At 51.9% G+C, this 21178-nt stretch carries 23 protein-coding genes; 19 read left to right on the top strand and 4 right to left on the bottom strand.

Annotated features, from left to right (window positions below; all coding sequences use genetic code 11):
• The 3 genes from GQ52_RS13710 to GQ52_RS13700 all read left to right on the top strand — a co-directional run.
• Positions 1 to 1032 (top strand): formate--tetrahydrofolate ligase (locus GQ52_RS13710; protein ID WP_047518425.1); only part of this gene is annotated, 1032 nt, incomplete at its 5' end.
• Between the two features lie 10 nt (positions 1033 to 1042).
• Positions 1043 to 1600 (top strand): YigZ family protein, encoded by a 558-nt coding sequence (locus GQ52_RS13705; protein WP_047518423.1) that lies wholly within the window; start codon positions 1043 to 1045, stop codon positions 1598 to 1600.
• Between the two features lie 42 nt (positions 1601 to 1642).
• On the top strand, positions 1643 to 2647 hold the full coding sequence (locus GQ52_RS13700) for an AI-2E family transporter (RefSeq protein ID WP_019881902.1): 1005 nt from the start codon (positions 1643 to 1645) through the stop codon (positions 2645 to 2647).
• Between the two features lie 64 nt (positions 2648 to 2711).
• Here GQ52_RS13700 and GQ52_RS13695 read toward each other — a convergent pair whose 3' ends face one another.
• The 3 genes from GQ52_RS13695 to GQ52_RS13685 are packed head-to-tail and all read right to left on the bottom strand — an operon-like array spanning position 2712 to position 5838.
• The gene (locus tag GQ52_RS13695) at positions 2712 to 3614 is read right to left on the bottom strand and encodes a M48 family metalloprotease (protein ID WP_047518421.1); all 903 of its coding nucleotides are present in this window, start codon (positions 3612 to 3614) and stop codon (positions 2712 to 2714) included.
• Positions 3611 to 4102 carry an SH3 domain-containing protein gene (locus GQ52_RS13690; RefSeq protein ID WP_047518419.1) on the bottom strand — a complete coding sequence of 164 codons (492 nt, stop codon included), beginning with the start codon at positions 4100 to 4102 and terminating at the stop codon, positions 3611 to 3613. Before GQ52_RS13690 ends, GQ52_RS13695 begins: the two co-directional genes overlap by 4 nt.
• The gene (locus tag GQ52_RS13685; RefSeq protein ID WP_047518417.1) at positions 4099 to 5838 is read right to left on the bottom strand and encodes a CHASE2 domain-containing protein; all 1740 of its coding nucleotides are present in this window, start codon (positions 5836 to 5838) and stop codon (positions 4099 to 4101) included. Before GQ52_RS13685 ends, GQ52_RS13690 begins: the two co-directional genes overlap by 4 nt.
• A 434-nt stretch (positions 5839 to 6272) precedes the next feature.
• Between GQ52_RS13685 and GQ52_RS13680 the strand changes: the two genes are divergently transcribed.
• The 8 genes from GQ52_RS13680 to GQ52_RS13645 all read left to right on the top strand — a co-directional run bounded on the left by GQ52_RS13680 (position 6273) and on the right by GQ52_RS13645 (position 14191).
• Complete coding sequence (locus GQ52_RS13680) at positions 6273 to 7016, top strand: PEP-CTERM sorting domain-containing protein (protein ID WP_235273396.1); 744 nt, start codon at positions 6273 to 6275, stop codon at positions 7014 to 7016.
• Between the two features lie 33 nt (positions 7017 to 7049).
• Positions 7050 to 8588 (top strand): alkaline phosphatase, encoded by a 1539-nt coding sequence (locus GQ52_RS13675; protein ID WP_019881907.1) that lies wholly within the window; start codon positions 7050 to 7052, stop codon positions 8586 to 8588.
• An 80-nt stretch (positions 8589 to 8668) separates the two neighbouring features.
• Positions 8669 to 9412, top strand: coding sequence for a hypothetical protein (locus GQ52_RS13670; protein WP_047518415.1), 744 nt, complete (start codon positions 8669 to 8671; stop codon positions 9410 to 9412).
• A 98-nt stretch (positions 9413 to 9510) separates the two neighbouring features.
• A complete protein-coding gene (locus GQ52_RS13665) occupies positions 9511 to 10863 on the top strand; it encodes a DNA recombination protein RmuC (RefSeq protein WP_052179177.1) in 1353 nt (450 codons plus the stop codon).
• Positions 10860 to 11117, top strand: a complete 258-nt coding sequence (moaD, locus tag GQ52_RS13660) for a molybdopterin converting factor subunit 1 (RefSeq protein ID WP_019881910.1) — start codon at positions 10860 to 10862, stop codon at positions 11115 to 11117. Before GQ52_RS13665 ends, moaD begins: the two co-directional genes overlap by 4 nt.
• 13 nt (positions 11118 to 11130) lie before the next feature.
• Complete coding sequence (locus GQ52_RS13655; RefSeq protein WP_047518412.1) at positions 11131 to 11595, top strand: molybdenum cofactor biosynthesis protein MoaE; 465 nt, start codon at positions 11131 to 11133, stop codon at positions 11593 to 11595.
• The gene (locus GQ52_RS13650) at positions 11592 to 13760 is read left to right on the top strand and encodes a Lon protease family protein (protein ID WP_047518410.1); all 2169 of its coding nucleotides are present in this window, start codon (positions 11592 to 11594) and stop codon (positions 13758 to 13760) included. The genes GQ52_RS13655 and GQ52_RS13650 overlap by 4 nt, the downstream gene beginning before the upstream one ends.
• Before the next feature lie 5 nt (positions 13761 to 13765).
• Entirely contained in the window at positions 13766 to 14191 is a 426-nt protein-coding gene (locus tag GQ52_RS13645) for an RNA-binding S4 domain-containing protein (RefSeq protein WP_019881914.1), read from the top strand.
• A gap of 26 nt (positions 14192 to 14217) precedes the next feature.
• Here GQ52_RS13645 and epsA read toward each other — a convergent pair whose 3' ends face one another.
• Complete coding sequence (epsA, locus tag GQ52_RS13640; protein ID WP_019881915.1) at positions 14218 to 14997, bottom strand: XrtB/PEP-CTERM-associated transcriptional regulator EpsA; 780 nt, start codon at positions 14995 to 14997, stop codon at positions 14218 to 14220.
• 244 nt (positions 14998 to 15241) lie between these two features.
• Here epsA and GQ52_RS13635 point away from each other — a divergent pair, with 244 nt between their 5' ends.
• From GQ52_RS13635 to radA, 8 genes are all read left to right on the top strand, one after another.
• Positions 15242 to 15574: a hypothetical protein gene (locus GQ52_RS13635; protein ID WP_024929834.1), complete on the top strand. Its 333-nt coding sequence runs from the start codon at positions 15242 to 15244 to the stop codon at positions 15572 to 15574.
• Between the two features lie 138 nt (positions 15575 to 15712).
• On the top strand, positions 15713 to 16087 hold the full coding sequence (gene rpsF / locus GQ52_RS13630) for a 30S ribosomal protein S6 (RefSeq protein ID WP_019881918.1): 375 nt from the start codon (positions 15713 to 15715) through the stop codon (positions 16085 to 16087).
• 5 nt (positions 16088 to 16092) lie between these two features.
• Positions 16093 to 16383 carry a primosomal replication protein N gene (gene priB, locus GQ52_RS13625; RefSeq protein WP_019881919.1) on the top strand — a complete coding sequence of 97 codons (291 nt, stop codon included), beginning with the start codon at positions 16093 to 16095 and terminating at the stop codon, positions 16381 to 16383.
• A gap of 19 nt (positions 16384 to 16402) precedes the next feature.
• Positions 16403 to 16636 carry a 30S ribosomal protein S18 gene (rpsR, locus tag GQ52_RS13620; protein WP_024929836.1) on the top strand — a complete coding sequence of 78 codons (234 nt, stop codon included), beginning with the start codon at positions 16403 to 16405 and terminating at the stop codon, positions 16634 to 16636.
• A 21-nt stretch (positions 16637 to 16657) separates the two neighbouring features.
• Positions 16658 to 17107: a 50S ribosomal protein L9 gene (gene rplI, locus GQ52_RS13615; protein WP_019881920.1), complete on the top strand. Its 450-nt coding sequence runs from the start codon at positions 16658 to 16660 to the stop codon at positions 17105 to 17107.
• Between the two features lie 233 nt (positions 17108 to 17340).
• Complete coding sequence (dnaB, locus tag GQ52_RS13610) at positions 17341 to 18723, top strand: replicative DNA helicase (RefSeq protein WP_019881921.1); 1383 nt, start codon at positions 17341 to 17343, stop codon at positions 18721 to 18723.
• A gap of 17 nt (positions 18724 to 18740) precedes the next feature.
• Positions 18741 to 19805: an alanine racemase gene (gene alr, locus GQ52_RS13605; RefSeq protein WP_047518407.1), complete on the top strand. Its 1065-nt coding sequence runs from the start codon at positions 18741 to 18743 to the stop codon at positions 19803 to 19805.
• The gene (gene radA, locus GQ52_RS13600; RefSeq protein ID WP_019881923.1) at positions 19798 to 21153 is read left to right on the top strand and encodes a DNA repair protein RadA; all 1356 of its coding nucleotides are present in this window, start codon (positions 19798 to 19800) and stop codon (positions 21151 to 21153) included. Before alr ends, radA begins: the two co-directional genes overlap by 8 nt.
• The last annotated feature ends 25 nt before the right edge of the window (positions 21154 to 21178 follow it).

Below are 21178 nucleotides of genomic sequence, written 5' to 3'. Positions count from 1 at the left end.
GCAGATTTAACGCGCAGACTGGGCAGGGTGCAAGTAGGGTTAAATCTGCAAGGAACTCCAATTCTGGCCAGTGATTTGCAAGCCGAAGGGGCGATGACGGCGTTACTGAAAGATGCTTTTCAGCCTAACCTGGTGCAAACGCTGGAAGGTTCGCCAGCGTTGTTGCATGGTGGCCCATTTGCCAATATCGCACACGGTTGTAACTCACTGGTGGCGACGCAAACCGCTTTACGCCTGGCCGATTACGTGGTGACCGAGGCCGGCTTTGGCGCTGACCTAGGTGCAGAAAAATTCATGGATATCAAATGCCGCCAGTCTGGCTTGCGGCCGGATGTAGCGGTGATTGTGGCCACCGTGCACGCATTGAAATATAACGGCGGCGTGGAAGTCGCTGATTTGAATACCGAAAACTTGTCAGCGTTGGCTATTGGTGTTGCCAATCTGGAAAAGCATATTAGCAATTTGCGCCAGCACTTTGGGTTGCCGGTGCTGGTGGCGTTGAATCATTTTACGGCCGATACCGCAGCAGAGGTCGCTTTGGTACAAACTGCCGTTGAGGCACTGGGTGCCAGTCTGCATGTGTGTCGGCATTGGGCGCAAGGCGGCGCAGGCGCGCTGGATCTGGCGCATGCGGTGGCTGCGCAGGTGCAACAGCTTGCCACGCCACATTTACTGTATGCAGATGATCTCTCGCTAGCGGAAAAACTGACCACTGTTGCGCAGAAAATGTATGGTGCCAGCGGTGTCACTTACAGTGAGTTGGCCCAGCAGCAATTGGAACAGATCAAGGATGCCAGCCAGGGGCTGCCTGTGTGTATCGCTAAAACACAGTATTCCTTGTCCTGTGATGCCAAGCTGCGCAATGTGCCGCAACATCATGTCCTGCATGTGCGCGAGTTACGTTTGTCGCGCGGTGCTGGTTTTGTGGTGGCGATTTGCGGAGACATCATGACCATGCCGGGTTTGCCTAAACAGCCCGCCAGTGCGCGCATCAGCGTGGATGCCAATGGTAGAATAGTGGGACTTTCCTGAAGTACTTGTCATGCAAACCTTTAGCCAGCTCGGCCAGGCCGATCACACCATTAATAAATCCCGTTTTATTGCCCGCGCCAAGCGTTGTGAAGATGAGCGCGAGCTTGCTTTGTTTTTGCGCCAGTTTGCCAGTGACCATCAAACGGCCGGGCACCTGGCGTATGCGTTCAGAATGAAAACAGCAGAAGGCATCGTGGCGCGCTTTTCTGATGCAGGTGAGCCTGCGGGAACCGCGGGCAAGCCCATCATGCAAATGCTGGATGGCCAGAATTATGTCAATTGCTGTGTGGCGGTCGTGCGCTATTATGGCGGTATTAACCTGGGCACCGGCGGTCTGGTGCGTGCTTATGGCGGTACTGCTAAACAGGCGATGGACCAGGCAGGCAGCATGCCTTTTGTGGAAATGGTGCACCTCAAGATATCTACCAGCTACAAGCGTGTGGATGAGTTGACGCGTGAAGTACAAAAGTGCCATGGCGAAATTCTGGACAAGAAGTTTGATGAAGCCGTCCATTTTTTGCTTAAGTTACCGCTGGATGCTGCCAGGCAAATACAAGCCAAATTTTAACCAATCTTATTTCTACCAGAACCTCATCGACCGGAGCCTGTAGTGACCCAAAACCAACGATTTGATATTGCGACCTACATCTTGATGGCGGTGTTGATGTGGCTGGTGTTGCAAGTGCAGTTGCTGCCAGCATTACTCGTTGGTCTGTTGGTGTTTGAGTTAATTCACGTCATTTCGCCGTTAATTGCACGTAAATTGCCGGGAAAATACGCTAAATGGCTGGCTGTGGTGCTGATTGCTACGCTGGTGATTGGCTTGCTGGTCGCATTGGGCATGGGCATCGTCACCTTGATTCGCAGTGATGCTGGTGGCCTGGCGGTGCTGTTTGACCAACTGGCCAAAATTATTGAAGACTCACGCAAGGTGTTGCCGCCATGGTTGAATGAACGCCTGCCCGATGATGCCATTACGCTGCAACAAACGGTCATTGATTGGTTACGCGCGCATTCAGCCGACTGGCAACTGCTCGGCAAGGAAGCCGGGCATCATTTGGCACATATCCTGATCGGCATGGTTATCGGTGCGATGATCGCCTTGCATGACGTACAAACCAAGGTCAATCATAAACCGTTTGCGCAAAGCCTGTTGCAGCGCATCACCTTGTTTGCGCAGGCATTCAAGAATATTGTATTTGCACAGGTGAAAATTTCTGCCGTGAATGCGACGCTGACCGGGATTTACCTCGCAGTGATTTTGCCGTTGTGTGGCGTACATTTGCCGTTTACCAAAACCATGATTGCCATTACTTTCCTGGTTGGCTTGTTGCCCGTGATCGGTAACCTGATTTCCAATACCGTGATTGTGATTGTCAGCACCAGTCATTCATTTATGGTGGCCATGGGCTCGCTGGCGTTTTTGATTGTGATCCACAAGCTGGAGTACTTCCTCAATGCGCGTATTGTCGGTGGTCAGATTCGCGCTTATGCCTGGGAGTTGCTGCTGGCTATGTTGCTGATGGAGGCGACCTTTGGCTTGCCCGGCATCGTGGCGGCCCCTGTGTATTATGCCTATATCAAGAGTGAGTGCAGGGCGCGCGACTGGGTATAAATCAGCTGTAATTGATCAAGAAATAAGGCTCGCCATGGCGAGCCTTATGCGTTTGCAGCCGTGTTTATTTCAGCTTATACAAGCGGTTTTCCAGCGTCTTGCCACCACTGATGTTGTCCATCTGGTCGCCGCTGACCAGGCTTAGTTGCGCCAGCCGGTCGTCCGGGTGTGGATGCGTCTGGAACAGCAGGGCGACACTGCCATCATTGTTATTGATGGTTTCCATGTCCTGCAGCACCTCCGCCAGGCCATAGGCTTCGTAGCCAGCGCGTGCAGCCAGTACTGTGCCCATGCTGTCCGCTTCAAATTCGGCACTTTTATCCAGGTTGCGCGCGCTGATTTCTGCGCCGGTGGAGACTGCGCGCTGGGTCAGTTTGTTTTTGCTGATTTTCTCTTTTAAGAATGAGGTGCCCGCATCCAGCAAGGCCTGTTTCTGCATCACTTTCAGGTGGTGTTTTTGCACCACATGGGCGATCTCATGCCCCAGGACACCGGCCAGTTGCGCTTCACTGCTTAAGCGTTGATACAAGCCTTTGGTAATCAGTACATAGCCGCCTGGCGCGGCAAACGCGTTGACATCTGTGCTTTCAATGACACCAAAATGCCAGGGTAAATCGGCGCGCTCGGACTGGCTGGCTACCCAGCGCCCCACTTTGTTCACATATTGCTGTAACTGTGCGTCATTGACCAGGGGCGCAGCGCCGAGAATGGTGCCAGTGACATTGCGGCCCACTGCAATTTCGTCTTCGCGGCTAGGGTTTTTCCAGTTGATATTGGCCAGCTTGTCTTGCGCTGACGGAGTGCTTTGTGGCGTGGTCGTGGCGGCTGCTTCAGTTTTGTTGGTGGTGCCTAGTTGCTCATTGACGGCGTCTTTGAGTACGCCTTTAAGGTCAAGCGCAGAAGCGGTGCCCCATGCCAGGCTACTACATAATGCAAGCGCCATTGCTTGTGTTAAGGTCTTGTTCATTGCGCGCCTCCCGTAAAGTAAGGATATTGGTGGCTGCTGAGGCCACCGTTGCTGGCAAATTGCTTGGCGTCTTCTGCGTTCACCGTGTAGCTTTCCAGCTTCTTGGTTTCAGCTTCGTTGAATTGTGCGGTTTTCAAGTCTTCGGCACTCAGGCCGCGAATACCGGTAGTCGATACGACTTTTCCGGTGCCACTGCGGCCGGTAGCCACGCCGACCACGCCTGCGACATTATTGCCACCCGCGCTGTTGCGTTTAACCGTGAGCAAGCGTACCCAGCCGGTTTTGCCGGCGGCTTTAATTTGTAGCCAGGCGCCTTTTTTATTGAGGATTTCGACAGCATCGTTTTTATTAACGCTGCCGACGACCTTGGCGTCGCTAAAGGTATCTGCCCGTAACTGGTCCGCTTTGAGGGCGACCCCGGTCTCCGCTGCGACTGCCTGACTGCATGCGAATGCCGTCAGTAGCCAGAATAAGCTTTTTTTGATCATGCCTTGTTCTCCTGATTGTTGTTATGTGTGCTGCTTTGATCGCTAGACAAGTCCGAATGACTTAAAGCGGCCATCTCCAGCTGTATCATGGCTTGTGCAAACAAGATGCGCCACTGTGCAGCCAGTTGTGATGCGTTGTTGGCAATCTTGCCCTGATGCGACCCATAACGCACGACGGGCTGGCCAGGTAGACTCAGTTGATTAATTAATGCTTGTAATTGTGCCGATAGTTGCTGTGCATCTTGTTGTGCCGCCTCGCGGTAAGTTGCTTCCGGCGCATATTGCCAGCTGACCATCACCATATCGCCAAACAGGCCCCAGATACCGCTTTGCGTGCCGGTGAGAATATCGATCTGCGTCGGCGCCCGGCAGGCTTGCTCGACTTCACGACGAATGCGTTTCATGGCCGCATCGCCCAGTGTTTCCTGGCTTTCGATGGCAATCGGCATCAGCAGTACTTCCAGTTCATTGCTGCTGGAGGTCAGGCCAAATGCTAGCCAGCGTTGCAGTGCACGGTCGGTGGCCAGCGCATAGATTTTGGCGACACCGAAATAAGCCACTGCCCAGAAGATAGGCGCCGCCAGGTCCAAATAGGTATGAAACAGGTTGATCGCCAGGTAAGACAACACCAGCAAACCAATCTGGCTACCAGTAAACACGCCATTAAAACGGTCGCGGTCAATCTTGAAGTAAAACGCCAGCGTCGTCAGCCACACCAGTAAAAAGCTCAGCAGGATATAAGGCAGCTTGCCGCGCCAGACCTTGAGGTAATCCTGGTGCAGGCTGTTATCCAGCGCCGTGGCGAGGATTTCAACACCTGGAAACTGCTTGTCCATGGCGGTAGGTTTGATATCAAACAGGGCAGGGGCGGTGGAGCCGATGATGACAATCTTGTCCTTGAACTCATCCTTGCCTCGCTTGGGTTGTGCACTGGTGAGGTCACGGTAAACGTCGCTAAAGCTTACGTAGGCATAAGTGAACGGTTTGCCACGCCAGTTAAGCAGCATTTCGTCCGGCGTATTGCTGCTGATCTCTCCCTGGGCATTGGCAACCACCAGCGGCAGCGCGGGCAAGGTCCAGCCTCTATCCTGGTGGCGCATGCGGTATTGGCGCACCACGCCATCGTTATCCGGGTACACATTATGCGTGCCCAGGCGACCTGGCTTCCAGGCACCTTTGAAATAGGGTGGAATTGCAGCAAACGTGGCTTGTTTGTCCGCATCGGTGGCCGCGACCAGCCCAGGAATTTGCGCATACTTCAGCTGGCTCTGGCTATCCTGGCTGGCGTCCAGGCGAAGCAATGGAAAGAAGCAGTGCTGGCATTCGCTAATCACATCATTAAAGTAGCTGTCACTGTCCGGGTTGTAGACGTCGGCATCCGAAAACACAATATCAAAGACGATAGCTTTCGGTTGTTGCTGCTGGATATTTTCCACCAGTTCGCCGATCACCTGGCGCGGCCACGGCCAGCGGCCATATTCCTTGGCCATGGCGTCCAGGCTGGCTTCATTGATATCAATAATGACAATACTCTGATCAGCTGCCGGTTTGAGGATACGGTTTTTGACCATGAGGTCAAACGCTTTGTCGCGCATATTCTGGCCGACGTGAAATACAGCCGCATCTAGCAGTATCATCAAGCTGAATAACAGGGCCAGATAGAGGTAAAAGTTATTTTTTAACTTGCGGGTCAGGCTGGCCAGCCAGAAGCCCAGCATCAATTTGAGTTTTAACATGTCGCTCCCTTGTTATTCTTTGCTTGTGCTTCGCTTGATCTTTATGTCAGATGACCCGAACGGGTCATTGTGACCATGAGCCGTCGTCAGTATTCTAGCAACATCACAAAGACGCAGCGATCATCATCTACTTAAATCTGAATTTGTTTTAGATGTTTGTTTGATTGATTGTCAGCATCCAGGATGCCTTTATGTCATTGTGTTGTGTTTTTCAAGTTTAAAGTCTCTTTATAGCCCCGCCAATGCGGGGTTTTTTCTTTTTTATTCCCGGTCACTCTCAATCGGCGTAGTCAGGCCCGTCATATAAGCTTCATGCCAGTGAAAACTTTCTGACATACAGTTTCTCAAGAATGCTCAAAGCGACACAGTGCGCAGGCCCTGTGTTTAAAAACAGTGAGCGACATCGTAAGTGTACTTAAGAGAGGATATTCAGAATGAAACTTAAACCTTGGCTAATGGCAGGTTTGCTGGGCACAGCCATGCTGTCTCAGGCACAAGCTGCCGAATTGATTCAAAACGGTGGTTTCGAAGTGCAGGGCGTAGATAGCTACGATATTTCCGGCTGGCAAGTGGCCGAGCAAGGCTTTTTCGGCAGCGTATTGTCACAATCAGGCAATGTGTCAGAAGTGACAGGCAATGCCACTGCAGGGGCTTATCAGGGCAGCTACTATGGCTTGCTGGATAACTACGGCCTGGCTGGCAATGTGTTGTACCAATCCTTTACCACGGCTGCCGTGAGCCAGGCAACCTTGTCGTTCCAGATGTTTGTCAATAACCAGAATGCGACGACTGAGATTGATGCCGCTGGCCTGGATTACAGCGTGGATGCGACCGATCATCCTAACCAGCATGTGCGTGTGGACTTGCTGAAGGCTGGCAGTGACCCGTTCTCGACCGATAGCGCAGATATCTTGCAAACCCTGTACGTGGGCGGTGCTAACGGCGGCCTGGCAGTCAATCACTATATCAACTACCAGTTTGACTTGTCTTCCAGCCTGGCTGCTGGTGGCAGCTATGTGTTGCGCTTTGCCACCGTAGCCAACCAGAGTGCATTGCAACTGGGCGTTGATAACGTCAGTCTGCAAGCTGTTTCATCTGTGCCTGAGGCGGATACCAATGCCTTGATGCTGGCTGGCCTGGGCATCATTGCGGCGGTGATGCGCCGTCGTTATTCATAACATACAATATTAAAAGCTGATAAAGGAATCAACATGCAACTGTTTAACTTGAAACGCACGGCCATGGTCGCCATGCTGCTGGGCTCACAACTGCTTTCTAACGCGGCGATGGCTGAAGATGCCCAGTTCTGGCTGAACGATGGTGCTGCCAGCCTGAATGACAGCAAGAAGCTGGTACCAAATGCCAAAAAAGCGAAAAACGTGATTTTGTTCGTGGGTGACGGTATGGGTATCTCTACCGTGACTGGTGCGCGTATTTTTGAAGGTCAACTGAAAGGCATTGACGGCGAACGTCACAAATTGTCTTTTGAAGAGTTCCCATATGTTGCCTTGTCTAAAACATATTCTACCAACCAGCAAACGGCTGACTCTGCACCAACCATGACGGCCATGATTTCTGGTGTAAAAACCAACGATGGTATTTTGTCACTTAACCAGTCTGTGGCGCGTAATGAGCCTAGCCCAACAGTATTGAACGCTAACAAAGTGACGACATTGCTGGAGCAAGCCGAGCAGGCAGGCAAATCCACTGGCGTGGTTTCAACTGCACGTATCACACACGCCACACCAGCAGCTACTTACGCGCATATCTCTAACCGCGACTGGGAAGCGAATGCGAACCTGTCTGCCGCCGCTGCCAGCAATGGTGTGAAAGACATCGCTGCGCAACTGATTGATAACTTTGGCAACGGCAAAATTGGTGATGGCATTGACGTGGTATTTGGTGGTGGCCGTAGCTACTTCCTGCCTAACAGCATTACCGATATCGAAGGCACCAAAGGCCGCCGTACTGATGGCCGTAACCTGACACAAGAATACGTGAGCAAGTTTGGTGGCGTGTATATCGAAAACCAGACTGCATTTAATGCTTTGAATCCAGTGACCACGAACAAAGTGCTGGGCCTGTTCAATCCATCCCATATGGAATATGAGCAAGACCGCCCGAATGACATCGCTGGTGAACCATCACTGGCTGATATGACGGGTAAAGCGATCGATATCCTGAAGAAAAACCAGAACGGTTATTTCCTGATGGTAGAAGGCGGTCGTATCGACCATGCTTCGCATGCCGGTAACGCCTATCGTACGTTCAAGGATGCGGTGGCATTGTCTGATGCAGTGCGTGAAGCAGCGTCCAAGGTGAACCTGAACGACACCCTGATCATTGTGACGGCTGACCATAGCCACACTTTGACCATTGGCGGTTATCCAAAACGCGGCAACCCAATTTTGGGTAAAGTGGTTGAGCCAGGCAAAACCACACCAACGCTGGCAGCAGATGGCAAGCCTTACACCACTGTGAGTTTTGCCAACGGCCCAGGCTACCACGTTAACTCTCCAGGCGATGCCGTGTATAACGAGTCTATCGCTGCAGGTCGTGTCGTGGATATGTCTGGCGTGGACACTGAAGATCCTGATTTCCATCAGGAAGCACTGGTACCACTGAGCTCAGAAACCCACGCCGGTGAAGAGGTGGCAATTTACGCCATTGGCCCTAAAGCCTACCTGGTACACGGTGTTCAAGAGCAAAGCTATATCTACCAAGTGATGAAAGATGCTTTTGGCTTCTAAGTTGCGGTATGCTGGTGCATAGCGAGTGATTGCAGGGCAGCTTCAAGCTGCCCTGATCCCTTTAGTCGGAATGGAATAAAATGATATTTAAACAATCAGCTGGATGCCTGGCATTGATGTTGATAAGTGCTGGCGCAATGGCAGATGACGTGGTGAATGCGCGTTATGAAACGGTGCAGTGCGCCTCGCCGTGCAAGGCAGAAGAGGCCAAACATGTGCAATGGTGGTTAATGCGTGACACGAATCAGGTGGAGATACGCAATCTGTATCAAAACGGTGAACCAGCGCATCACAGCAGCCTGTGGCTGAAAAAACCGGCCGGGCAAATGAATTATGTGTATTTGATGCACGATGAGCGTCGCGCGATTGATTATGCCGATGTGGATTTGAAACTGTTGTCCATCAAAACCGATGAACAGTTCTGGCAACTGAAATCACAGTTGGTGACAGATAGCGAACTGGCCAGCTTGCAGAAAGTGGACGCAGCGTCTGCCACGCAATATGGCTACCCGGTAGAGAAATATGTGGGTACTTTAGGCGATGGCATCCGCAGCGAAGTATGGTGGATTCCGGCATTAAAATTACCTTATAAAGTCGCTTATAGCTACCCGCAGCACACGGTGAGCATCCAGTTGCAATCGCTGCAACCAGCAGCCAAGTCTGAGCAGGCCGTAGAAATCGCGCCTGGCACCTCACTGACGGCACTCAGCAATTACCAGCATGTGGATTATGCCGATCTGGGCGATATGGAGCACAATCCTTCGGAAATGCAATGGCTGGCCAAAGCGCACGGCGCGCCTGGTTTACATGCGCATGAACATTAATGTTTTAGCTTAATCGCTGTTTCAATACACCCGCATCCTCGCAGCCGAATTTGCTGCGAGCCGATGTGGCGTACACGGTCATCGGCTATAATGCCGCCATGACGCTACAAATTATTCAGTTATTTCTCTTGCTGCTGGTGATTGCCATGCTGGTCTGGCAGTGGCGTACACAGCAACACTCGGCACAACAGGCGCTGGCGCAATTACTTTCCCAACAGCTCGAAGAAAAGCATCGCTTGATGATGAGCGAGATGCATCAGTCACTGAATCAATTGGCTGACCGCTTGCAAAGCCTGAATGCAGATCAGCAGGATCGTTTGCGCGCGCAATTGTCGCAAGAGCTGACGGCGACGCGTGAAGCCATGCAAGCCTTGCAAGTGGCGCAGCGCGACCATTTAAGCCAGAGCAGTGAGCAACTCAGCCTGAGTTTGCGTAACGGCTTGTCCGAACAGGGCATGTTGCAACAAAACCTGCTGAAAACTGCTTTGCAAACCACCACTCAAACCCTGACCCAAAGCATTGAAGCGCTGACCAAAGTAGTCGATGGCCGCCTGGAAGAAATGAGTGGCAAGGTGTCTATCCGCCTGGAAGAAGGCTTCAAAAAAACCAACGAGACGTTTGTTAGCGTGATGGAGCGCCTGGCCACCATTGATGAGGCGCAAAAGAAAATTGATGGCCTTAGCGTCAATATGGTGAGCTTGCAGGAGTTACTAGGCGACAAACGCAGTCGTGGCGCCTATGGTGAGGTGCAACTGGAAGGCCTGGTGCGCAATGTGTTACCAGTAAACAGTTTTGCCATGCAGCATACCTTGAGCAATGGTGCGCGCGTCGATTGTGCCTTGTTTTTGCCTGAGCCGACCGGCACGGTGGCGGTAGATAGCAAGTTTCCGCTGGAAAATTACCACCGCATGATCGATAGCAGCCTGGGCGAACTGGTGCAGGCGCAGGCTTCCAAATTGTTTAAAGCCGATATCAGGAAACACATCGACGATATCAGCAACAAATACATTATTGCCAATGAAACGTCAGATGGTGCCGTGATGTTTATTCCGGCCGAAGCGGTGTTTGCCGAGATTCATGCCTACCATGGCGATGTGGTGGATTACGCCATGCAAAAGCGTGTATGGCTGGTGTCACCGACGACTTTGATGGCTGTGCTCAATACGGCCCGCGCCGTGCTCAAAGATGTTGAGATGCGCAAGCAAGTGCATATTATTAAAGACGAACTGGGCAAACTGAGTAAAGATTTTGACCGTTTCGATACCCGTATGAAGAAACTGGCCGATAATATCCGCCAGGCGCATGAAAACGCGCAGGACGTACATATCAGCAGCCAAAAAATATCCAGGCGCTTTGCCCAGATTGAAAAAGTAGAATTGGCGCAGACCGCCGGCCTGGAGCCGCTGGACATGCTGGATGAATTAGACGAGGCCGGAAAGAGCAACCCATGAAGATCACCATTTTATATTTCGCCCGCATCAAAGAGGTTGTGAATTACTCATCTGAGGATGTCGTGTTGCCAGAAGAGGTGGAGACCATCATCGCGCTTAAGTCATGGTTATCCGGTCGTGGTGCGACCTGGCAGAAACTGTTTGATGGCAGTGGTGTGGTACGTGCCGCGATTAACCATGAACTGGTTGATGACATGGCGACGTTTGATGAGGGCGATGAGGTGGCGTTTTTTCCGCCGGTGACCGGAGGATAGTTTGAGCGAAGTCATGTATCTCAAGGTGTCTGTGCAGCCTGGCGATTTTGATGTCGGCGCCGAGTTGCAACAGTTGAGAGCGGCTACGCCGCAAGCGGGGGCGCTGGTTAATTTTGTCGGCTTGGTGCGCGATGTGTCCACTGACGGTCAAGTCAGCGAAATGGTGATTGAGCATTATCCGGGCATGACCGAAAAAGCCTTGCAGCAGATTGCGCAACAGGCCACGCAGCGCTGGCCATTGCTCGGCATCCGCTTGATACATCGCGTCGGTTCGCTCACGGCGCAGGCGCAGATTGTGCTGGTGGCGGCGACCAGCGTGCATCGGCAAGCGGCGTTTGAGGCCTGTGCTTTTATGATGGATTATTTAAAGACCGAAGCGCCTTTCTGGAAAAAAGAAGTTGGTGATTTTGGTCAGCACTGGGTAGAAGCCCGTGCATCTGATGAACAAGCAAAACAACAGTGGAAACTGCCTAAATGATGCAAGTACTGAGTCCCAATGAAATGACTGTTTCTTACAAACTGTCACCCATGTCGTTTGAGTCTACCGAAGAGCTACTGGACGCTGCGGATTTGGGTCTCAACGATTACGGCTGGAAACTGCAGCCCGAAGCACAAAAAACATTGATGATGGGTTTGTCATTGCAGCAGGCTGGCAGCAATGTGCTGGTGCTGGGTACCCCAGGCTCTGGCCGGGCCGGGTTAACCATGGCGGCGATGAAGGCATCCGCAGTCACTGGCATTGATAGTTCGCTGACGGACCTGGTGGCGCTGTATGACTTTAGCCAGCAGGCTTGCGTGAACTATATCAAATTGCCCGCTGGGCTGGGTGCACAGTTGCGCACGGTCATGGACTCTTTTATCAAAGGGCTGATTGCTGAAATGCAGCAATGGCTTGATGCCAGCGGCCAGGTCAATCTGTCTAAAGCCGAAACCTGGCTGGAAGAGCGTGTGGATGGCCTGCGCTCACAGTTAAGCAGTGCCAAATTGTCGTCATTCTTTAATATCATCAAACCGGAAGTGCTGGCCTATTTGCAGGCCTGGCAGCAAGTAGGGAATGATGGCGACAATGGCTCGGACAGTATTATCAACGATAGTTTCTTGTCACGCTTTCGCGTCAATTTGCTGGTGGACCAGCGCGCTAACCTGACATCAGGTGTGAAGCAACCGGTGGTTGAGGAAAAGGACCCTGGGTTTGCAGCTTTGTTTGGCATGCTGGAAACTGCCGTGGGTGAGGCGGCGCAATGGCCAGAGTTTTTGCGCTTGCGTGCCGGTAGCTTGCATCAGGCCGATGGCGGCATGTTGCTGCTGCATTTGCGTGATTTGATGCAGGATGAAGGCAACGGCAGCGCCTTGCTGGAGAAGCTGTATCGCCTGATGCGTAATCGTGAAGTGCAGATTGAAGATTGGGCCAATCACGCCCAGCAAGGCGCCGGTGGTAACCGCCACGCTGCGCTGCCGGTACATGTGAAAATTGTCATGATTGCCAGCCGCGAAGATTATTACGATTGCCTGGAAGCGCAACCGGATTTCTTTGACTTTTTCCCCATTAAAGTTGAGTTCGAAGATCGCGTCACGGCGACGCTGGATAACTATGCCTGGATCGCCGGTTACATTGCACGCAAATGCCAGCAGCAAGCGTTGTCTCATTTTAGCGGTGCCGCAGTGAATGTGTTGCTGCAGTTTATGCATAGGCTGGAAGAAGACCAGGGCCGTATCAGTACGCACTTTGCGCATCTGGACCAGTTGATGCACGAAAGTGCGGCGGTTGCCGACGATGCACGCCTGATTACTGATGTGCATGTGAAACAAGCGCTGTCCGCACGCTTGCTACGCCAGCAGTTCTTTGAGGCGCAGATTCGTGACTCCATTATTGATAACGAGTTGCTGATTCAGGTCCATGGCAACGTGGTTGGCCAGGTCAATGGCCTGACCCATATCGAGCTGGGGGATGCCAGTTTTGGTTCGCCTATCCGTATTACCGCCCGTTGTTATCCAGGCCGCAGTGGGGTGATTAACATTGACCGCGAAGTGAATATGAGTGGCCCCACGCATGACAAAGGCATTTATATTCTGCAAAACTGGCTCAGTGCCAGTTTTTGGGCGCTGGCGCCGTTGAGCTTGAGTGCTTCGCTGGTATTTGAGCAGGAGTATAACGGTGTCGAAGGCGATTCAGCGTCCTGTGCCGAGCTGTTTGCCTTGCTGTCTGCGTTGACTGGCTTGCCAATCAAGCAAGGCATGGCCGTCACTGGTGCGCTGAATCAGTTTGGTGAAGTGATGCCGATTGGAGGCATCAACGAGAAGATTGAAGGCTATTTCCGCGTCTGTGAAGCGCTGGGTTTAAATGGGGAGCAGGGGGTGATTATCCCCAAACGCAACCAGCGCCACCTGATACTGGATGAAAGCGTGGTGACCGCAGTGAATAATGGCATGTTTAAAATTATTGCCATCGACCATGTGCTGGAAGGGATTGCGCACCTCACCGAGTGTGAGGCAGGCACGCAAGAGGCGGATGGCACCTATGCTGGTGACAGCCTGATGGCACGCGCGCAAAGCGCATTGGCCAGTTACCGTCATACTCTGGAACGTAATCAGGCGCGCATGGCTTATTTCCAGCAACATCAAGACAATCATCTTAATCTCTAAGTTTTATGCCACGTACGCATCACCGTAAACAGGAAGCGCCACCAGAAAAAGACGATGGTTGTCGTTTGGATAAATGGTTGTGGGCTGCCCGTTTTTTTAAAACCCGCAGTCTGGCCGCAGAAGCGGTCGATGGCGGCAAGGTGCGTATTGATGGTGACCGCGCCAAGAATGCGCGGGAAATGAAGCCAGGCATGCGCGTCAGCATCAAAAATAAGGATATGCAGATTGAAGTAGAAGTGCTGGCGTTAAGCAATGTGCGCCGTGGTGCGCCAGAGGCCGCGCTGCTCTACCGCGAAACAGATGAAAGCCAGCGTGTGCGTCAGCAGGCGCAGGAAACGGGCGCTGATCAATTTGCCGAGCGTGACCGTGGTCTGGGACGCCCCACCAAACGGCAGATGCGGGATATCCAGCGCTTTACCGGGCGAGGTTAAGTGGCGGCTTAGCTTTAATATTAGGCCTAGCTTGGGCGGCGTGCACCAGCAGGCATGCCTGTTTTCGCCACAGCCTGTGCCCGGCAAGACACATCCAGCTTCTGAAAGATACGTTTGAGGTGGTTTTTGACCGTATTGGCGCTGATGTTCAGGATCATGCCGATTTCGAAATTGGTTTTACCACTGCGTACCCAATGCAAGATTTCCTGCTCGCGGTCAGACAATCCGCCTTGCGCCATGTTATCGAGCAAGTCTTCATCTTTAACCACCGGTGCCAGATGGCCAACACGGCGGATAGCAGCATCCAGATGTGGCATGATCATGCCCAGCATCTGGTCTGGGACAGTAAACTCTTTGGTGCGATCAAAAAAGACATAGATGCAATCGGCTTTACCCCGGGTATCTCGCACACCGTACACCATTAAAGAGTGCATCTTAAGCAGTTGCTGTGTAAACGGGTTAGGGGATTGCGCATGGATGCCGCTGGCGTCAAAGCGATTAATGACATACCACTTGTCGTCATTTTCTACCCAGCGCTTATAGAGATTGCACATCAGGTAATTCACAATGGCAGAGTCTTCGAGCAAACGCTGTGTGGACGCTTCCGGCAAGGAAGACGACACATCAAAATGTAGTTCGCCACTGCTAAAGTCACCCCATGCCGCCAACAATACATCGTGCCGCATCAGCGGATGAATGTCTTGTTTCAGCCAGTTAAAGAATTCAATATGGCGTTTGATCGCATACGAGTTCTGTATGGCCTGCAGGATGCCTTCCCAATGGGTTTGTTTTTTTTGTACCAGCATGCAGTTACCTCAAGTTATTCTTGCGCAGGGCGAACTTTGCCCGCTGTGTCTTTATGGTCTCAAGGGTTTTACGGCGTAATTTGCAGCTTCTTTAATATGATAGTCTCTGTGGATGACGGAAAATATGCTTGATATAAATCAATTGCTGTCAGATCTTGAATTTTTCCTTTTAAAACAGGGTCATACTTGCGTTAAAATGCAAAGGTAAATAATCGTATGGATGCGTGGGTTGGATCGGAAACACATGGGTAGATTAAATAAACTTCCAAATGGTGTACGTTATCCCAGTCATAAAGAGTGGCAGTTGTTGAAAAAACTGCCTAAATGGTGGCTGCTGGGCACTCTGGTGTTTGCGACACCCTTAGTGCATGCCTGGTGGCAACATGGCGACTTGCTGACACGCGACGTTGAACGTACGGCCATGTTTCTTGGTTTGCTGTTTACCTTCTGGTTTTTTATTGGCGCCATGACCATCGGCCTGATCGTGATCATTATTATGAAAGGGCCGGGCTATGTGTCTGACCCTTATTACCTGCCAAAAGAAGACAAGACGCTAGAGAATCCGCCCAAAAAGTAATAAGTCCTTGATTGCAGCATCAAATCCGGTTTATAATCGCGTGCTTTGCAACCTTGCCACACTTTGATCGCAAGCAATGTATGCTCCCAGCAAACGTTGATTGGTTCTGAAGGTGGCTAATAACCACAAGGAAATCTCATGCGACACTATGAAATCGTGTTTATTGTTCACCCTGACCAGAGTGAACAAGTGCCAGCAATGATCGAGCGTTACCGCGCTCAAATCACTGGCAATGGCGGCAACATCCACCGTTTGGAAGACTGGGGCCGTCGTCAACTTGCCTATCCAATTCAAAAAGTACACAAAGCCCACTACGTGTTGATGAACATCGAAGTGAGCCAGGAAGTACTGGAAGAAATGGAACACGGCTTCAAATTTAACGATGCTGTATTACGTCACCTGACAATCGCGACGAAAACAGCAGTCACAGCACCAAGCCCAATGATGAAAGAGGAAAAATCCAAAACCATCGTTGGTGACGCACCTGCTGCTACCACCGAGGCTGCTGCTTAAGTGTTGTGAATACGCTGGTGATTGCGGCAACCATTCAATCTATTGAAGCGTTGCGTTACACACCGGCAGGCTTACCCTTGTTGCGATTGCAATTGCAACATGATTCAGAGCAAAGCGAAGCTGGCCTGAATCGAAAAGTGCAGTGTCTATTACCTGCGGTGCTGATTGGTGAGAAAGCCAATCTGCCATTGCAAAGCGGCGATCACATCAAAGTCAAAGGGTTTTTGGCACAGCGCAGTGCAAAAAGCACACAAGTGGTACTGCATATACAAGAATTACAGCGAATACAGTATTAAAGAATTTAAGGAGTTTCAAATGGCAAGAGATATGTACAAACGTCGCCGTTACTGCCGTTTTAGCGCAGAAGGCATCAAAGAAGTTGATTACAAAGACGTAGATCTGTTGAAAGATTTCGTTTCTGAAAACTTCAAAATCATCCCAGCCCGTATGACTGGTACCAAGGCTAAATACCAACGCCAACTGACAACCGCGGTTAAACGCGCGCGTTTCCTGGCGCTGATGCCTTACACAGACAAACACCCAGGTTAATTGGCGGCTTAGGAGAACAACATGCAAGTAATTTTATTGGAAAAAGTAGCAAACCTGGGCTCATTGGGTGACGTGGTTAAAGTGAAAGACGGTTACGGCCGTAACTTCCTGATTCCACAGGGTAAAGCTAAACGTGCAACAGAAGCAAACAAAGCTGTTTTTGCAGCACAGCGCGCTGAGTTGGAAAAACAACAAGCCGACTTGTTGGCCGTTGCGCAAGCACGTGGCGAAAAACTGGCTGGTTTCAGCCTGACCGTGACTCAAAAAGCGGGTGTTGATGGTCGTCTGTTCGGTTCCGTGACTAACATGGACATCGCTGAAGGCTTGCAAGCACAAGGTCACGAAGTGAAAAAATCTGACGTGCGCCTGCCAAACGGCCCACTGAAGAACATCGGTGACTTCGCTGTGAGCGTTGCGCTGCACCACGACGTGGTTGTAGATATCACTGTAACAGTGACGCCAGAAGCTTAATCAAGCCTCTGCATGCAGTACAAGAAAAGGCTACTTCGGTAGCCTTTTTTCTTTTTAGCCACAGAGCCAACAGCGTTTGTGGCTCGCGCTGTATAAAGTTACTCGATAACTTGCAAGTATAGTGTATGAGATTTTTCTCTGCGTCCTCTGAGATCTCTGTGGCTAAAGTATTTTAATCTTTCATCTGTCCTGAAAGCTCAAAAAGCCAGACTGCTTTTCGGTATAATCACCAGATGGCTGATGAACAACTCGAATTCTTAAAACTCCCTCCACATTCCATCGAAGCTGAGCAATCGGTCTTGGGCGGGCTGTTGCTCGACAATGAAGCGCTGGACAAGATCGCCGATATCTTGGCCCCGCAGGACTTCTATCAGCACGACCACAAGCTGATTTATGAACATATTGCGCGCTTGATTGAGCGCAACCAGCCTGCTGATATTGTGACGGTGGCTGAGTCGCTGGAAAACAGCAATGAATTGACTACCGTGGGTGGTGTCGCTTATCTGGGCGCGCTGGCACAGAATACACCCACCGCGGCCAATATTCGCCGTTATGCGGAAATCGTGCATGAACGTTTTGTCATGCGCCAACTGGTCACTGTCGGCACCGATATTGCCGAAAGCGCTTATCTGCCGAATGGCCGTAATGCACAGCAATTGCTGGATGAAGCAGAAGCCAAGATTTTCCAGATTGCTGAAGGTGGTAACCGCAAGAGCCAGGGCTTTTTGGGCATGCAAGTACTGTTGCCGCAAGTGGCAGACCGTATTGACTACCTGTATTCACGTGAAAATCATTCTGATGTGACGGGTATCCCGACCGGCTTTAGTGACCTTGATTCCATGACTTCTGGCCTGCAAGGCGGGGATATGGTGATTATTGCCGGTCGTCCGTCCATGGGTAAAACCGCGTTTGCGATTAACATTGCCGAAAACGTGGCGCTGGAGACCAATAAAGCCGTGGCCATTTTCTCGATGGAGATGGGCGCCACACAACTGACCACACGTATGATTGGTTCGATTGGCCGCCTGGACCAGCATAAGATGCGTAACGGTAACCTCGAAGACGAGGACTGGGAAAAGCTGACCACGGCCCTGGGCAAACTCAACGAAGCGCCGATTTATATCGATGAAGGCGCTGGTTTAAGCAGCTTTGACGTGCGCGCTCGTGCGCGTCGTTTGCATAGGCAGACTGGCGAGCTAGGTCTGATCGTTATCGACTATTTGCAGTTGATGAGTTCACCAGCTGGCCGCCAGGGTGAAAACCGGGCGACAGAAATTTCAGAAATCTCGCGCTCGCTTAAAGCATTGGCTAAAGAGTTAAACGTGCCATTAATTGCGATTTCGCAGTTAAACCGCAGTGTGGACCAGCGTCCGGACAAGCGTCCGGTAATGAGTGACTTGCGCGAATCTGGCGCGATTGAACAGGATGCCGACTTGATCATGTTCGTGTACAGGGATGAGTACTACAACCCGGACAGTGCTGAAAAAGGCACGGCAGAAATTATTATCGCCAAGCAGCGTAACGGCCCGATTGGTCGCGTGCGCCTGACCTTTATGGGCGCACATACACGCTTTATGGATTACGCCAACGCCGCGTATATGCCTGACGAGTATTAATCTGGCTGGCATTATATATGCGTCCTATTATTGCTCATATTTCAGAAGCTGCGCTGGCGCATAACCTAGCGCAAGTCAGGCGCTATGCGCCGCAATCTAAAGTCATTTCCGTCGTCAAGGCCAATGCCTATGGCCACGGCCTGCTCAATGCCGCGCGTGGACTAAAGGAAACAGATGCCTTTGCTGTACTCAATATCAGTGAGGCGATTGCCTTGCGCGATGCTGGTTACCAGCACCCGATTTTATTGCTGGAAGGCGTATTCTCGGCTGAGGAAATGGCGCTGGTTGACCGCTATCATCTGGATACGGTGGTCTCCCATCAAGCCCAGTTGGCGTGGGTGCTGGAGAGTGCCCCCAATATTCCGCTGCGGGTGTATCTGAAGCTGGATAGCGGTATGCACCGTTTGGGCTTTCAGCCGCATGACTATCACCAGGCATTACAGCAGTTGGCTAGTTCAGCGAATGTGCGTGAACTGATATTGATGACCCATTTCGCCAACGCAGATGTGGCCGATGGCACGGGTGCTGCCATGCAAGTCGTGGCGCAGATGATGCCAGCCTCCTATGCACGCTCGCTGGCCAATTCCGCGGCTATTGTGCAGCAGTCACACACACATGCAGACTGGGTACGCCCTGGTATCATGCTATATGGCGCGACGCCTGTAGCTGAAAAATCAGCCAGCAGCCTTGGCTTGAAACCGGCGATGACATTGCAGTCGGGGCTGATTGCCGTGCAGGAAATTGCCGCGGGTGAGAGTGTCGGTTATGGCAGCCTGTTTACCGCAGACAAACCCACACGCGTGGGGATTGTCGCTTGCGGCTATGCGGACGGTTATCCACGGCATGCCCCTACAGGCACGCCCATTGCCGTAGCCGGTCATTTAACCCGCACATTGGGGCGGGTCTCGATGGATATGCTGGCAGCCGATATTACCGATATTCCACAGGCTGCCATCGGCAGTACAGTGGAGTTGTGGGGCGAGCAAGTGCCGGTAGATGAGGTTGCGCATGCCAGCGGTACCATCGGTTACGAATTGTTATGCGCCGTCACGGCCAGGGTGCCTTTTAAAATTCATGGCTAAAGCAAAAACACAATATACCTGTACTGAATGTGGTGCCTCTGAGCCTAAATGGCAAGGCCAGTGCCCGAGCTGCAATGCCTGGAATACGCTGGTAGAAACCGTGCCTGAGGCAGTGACGCAAAGCCGCTTTGCCAGCCTGGCACCGACGGCGCAACTGCAGAAACTGGCCGAGGTCGAGGCGCAGGATGTGTCGCGGCAGGCAACCGGTATTGCCGAATTTGACCGTGTATTGGGCGGCGGTTTGGTAGCTGGTGGCGTGGTGCTGATTGGCGGTGATCCCGGGATCGGTAAGTCGACACTGTTGCTGCAAACCGTATGCAAGGTGTCGCAAAGCCTGAAGTCTTTTTATATCAGCGGTGAAGAATCTGCGCAGCAGATTGCCATGCGTGCGCATCGTTTGGGACTGGATGCCAGCCAGGTGGATGTGCTGGCCGAGATCAACCTGGAAAAAATCAGCCAGGTGCTGCAACAGCACAAGCCAGATGTAGTCGTGATCGATTCGATTCAAACCGTGTACTCCGAAGCTTTACAGTCTGCACCAGGGTCTGTGGCGCAGGTACGTGAATGCAGCGCGCAACTCACGCGCATCGCCAAACAACTAGGCATCAGTATGATCCTGGTGGGCCATGTTACCAAGGAAGGTTCGCTGGCTGGGCCGCGCGTGCTGGAGCATATCGTCGATAGCGTGCTTTACTTCGAAGGTGACCAGAATTCGAGTTTCCGGCTGATCCGCGCCTTTAAAAACCGGTTCGGCGCCGTGAATGAGTTGGGCGTATTTGCCATGACTGAAAAAGGTTTGCGCGAGGTCAGCAATCCTTCAGCCTTGTTTTTATCGCATCATGAGTCGCCGGTGCCTGGCTCTTGTATTACTGTCACCCAAGAGGGCACGCGTCCTTTGCTGGTTGAAATTCAGGCGCTGGTAGATACCGCACATGCACCTAATCCCAAACGCCTGTGTGTCGGCCTGGAGCAAAACCGCCTGGCTATGCTGCTGGCGGTATTACATAGGCACGCAGGTGTGGCCTGTTTCGACCAGGATGTATTTATCAACGCGGTCGGTGGCGTCAAAATCAGTGAACCTGCCGTTGACCTGGCGGTATTGCTGGCCATTGTCTCTTCACTTAAAAACAAGCCCTTGGCCAATAAGCTGATTGTGTTTGGTGAGGTCGGTCTGGCAGGGGAGGTGCGCCCGGTGCAACGTGGGCAAGAGCGCCTGAAAGAGGCGGCCAAGCTGGGATTTACGCATGCGATTATCCCCAAAGCCAATGCCCCCAAAGGCGGTGTGGCCGGTTTGCATATTGATGCGGTGGACCGGTTAGAGCAAGCGATAGACGTGCTGCGCGCATAAAAAAATGGCAACGACTGCCGGGAAT

It is taken from the genome of Methylophilus sp. Q8, from assembly GCF_000800115.1.
GTDB lineage: Bacteria > Pseudomonadota > Gammaproteobacteria > Burkholderiales > Methylophilaceae > Methylophilus.
Note: the sequence above shows the minus strand (reverse complement) of the source record. Positions and strands in the feature narration are given on the sequence as shown.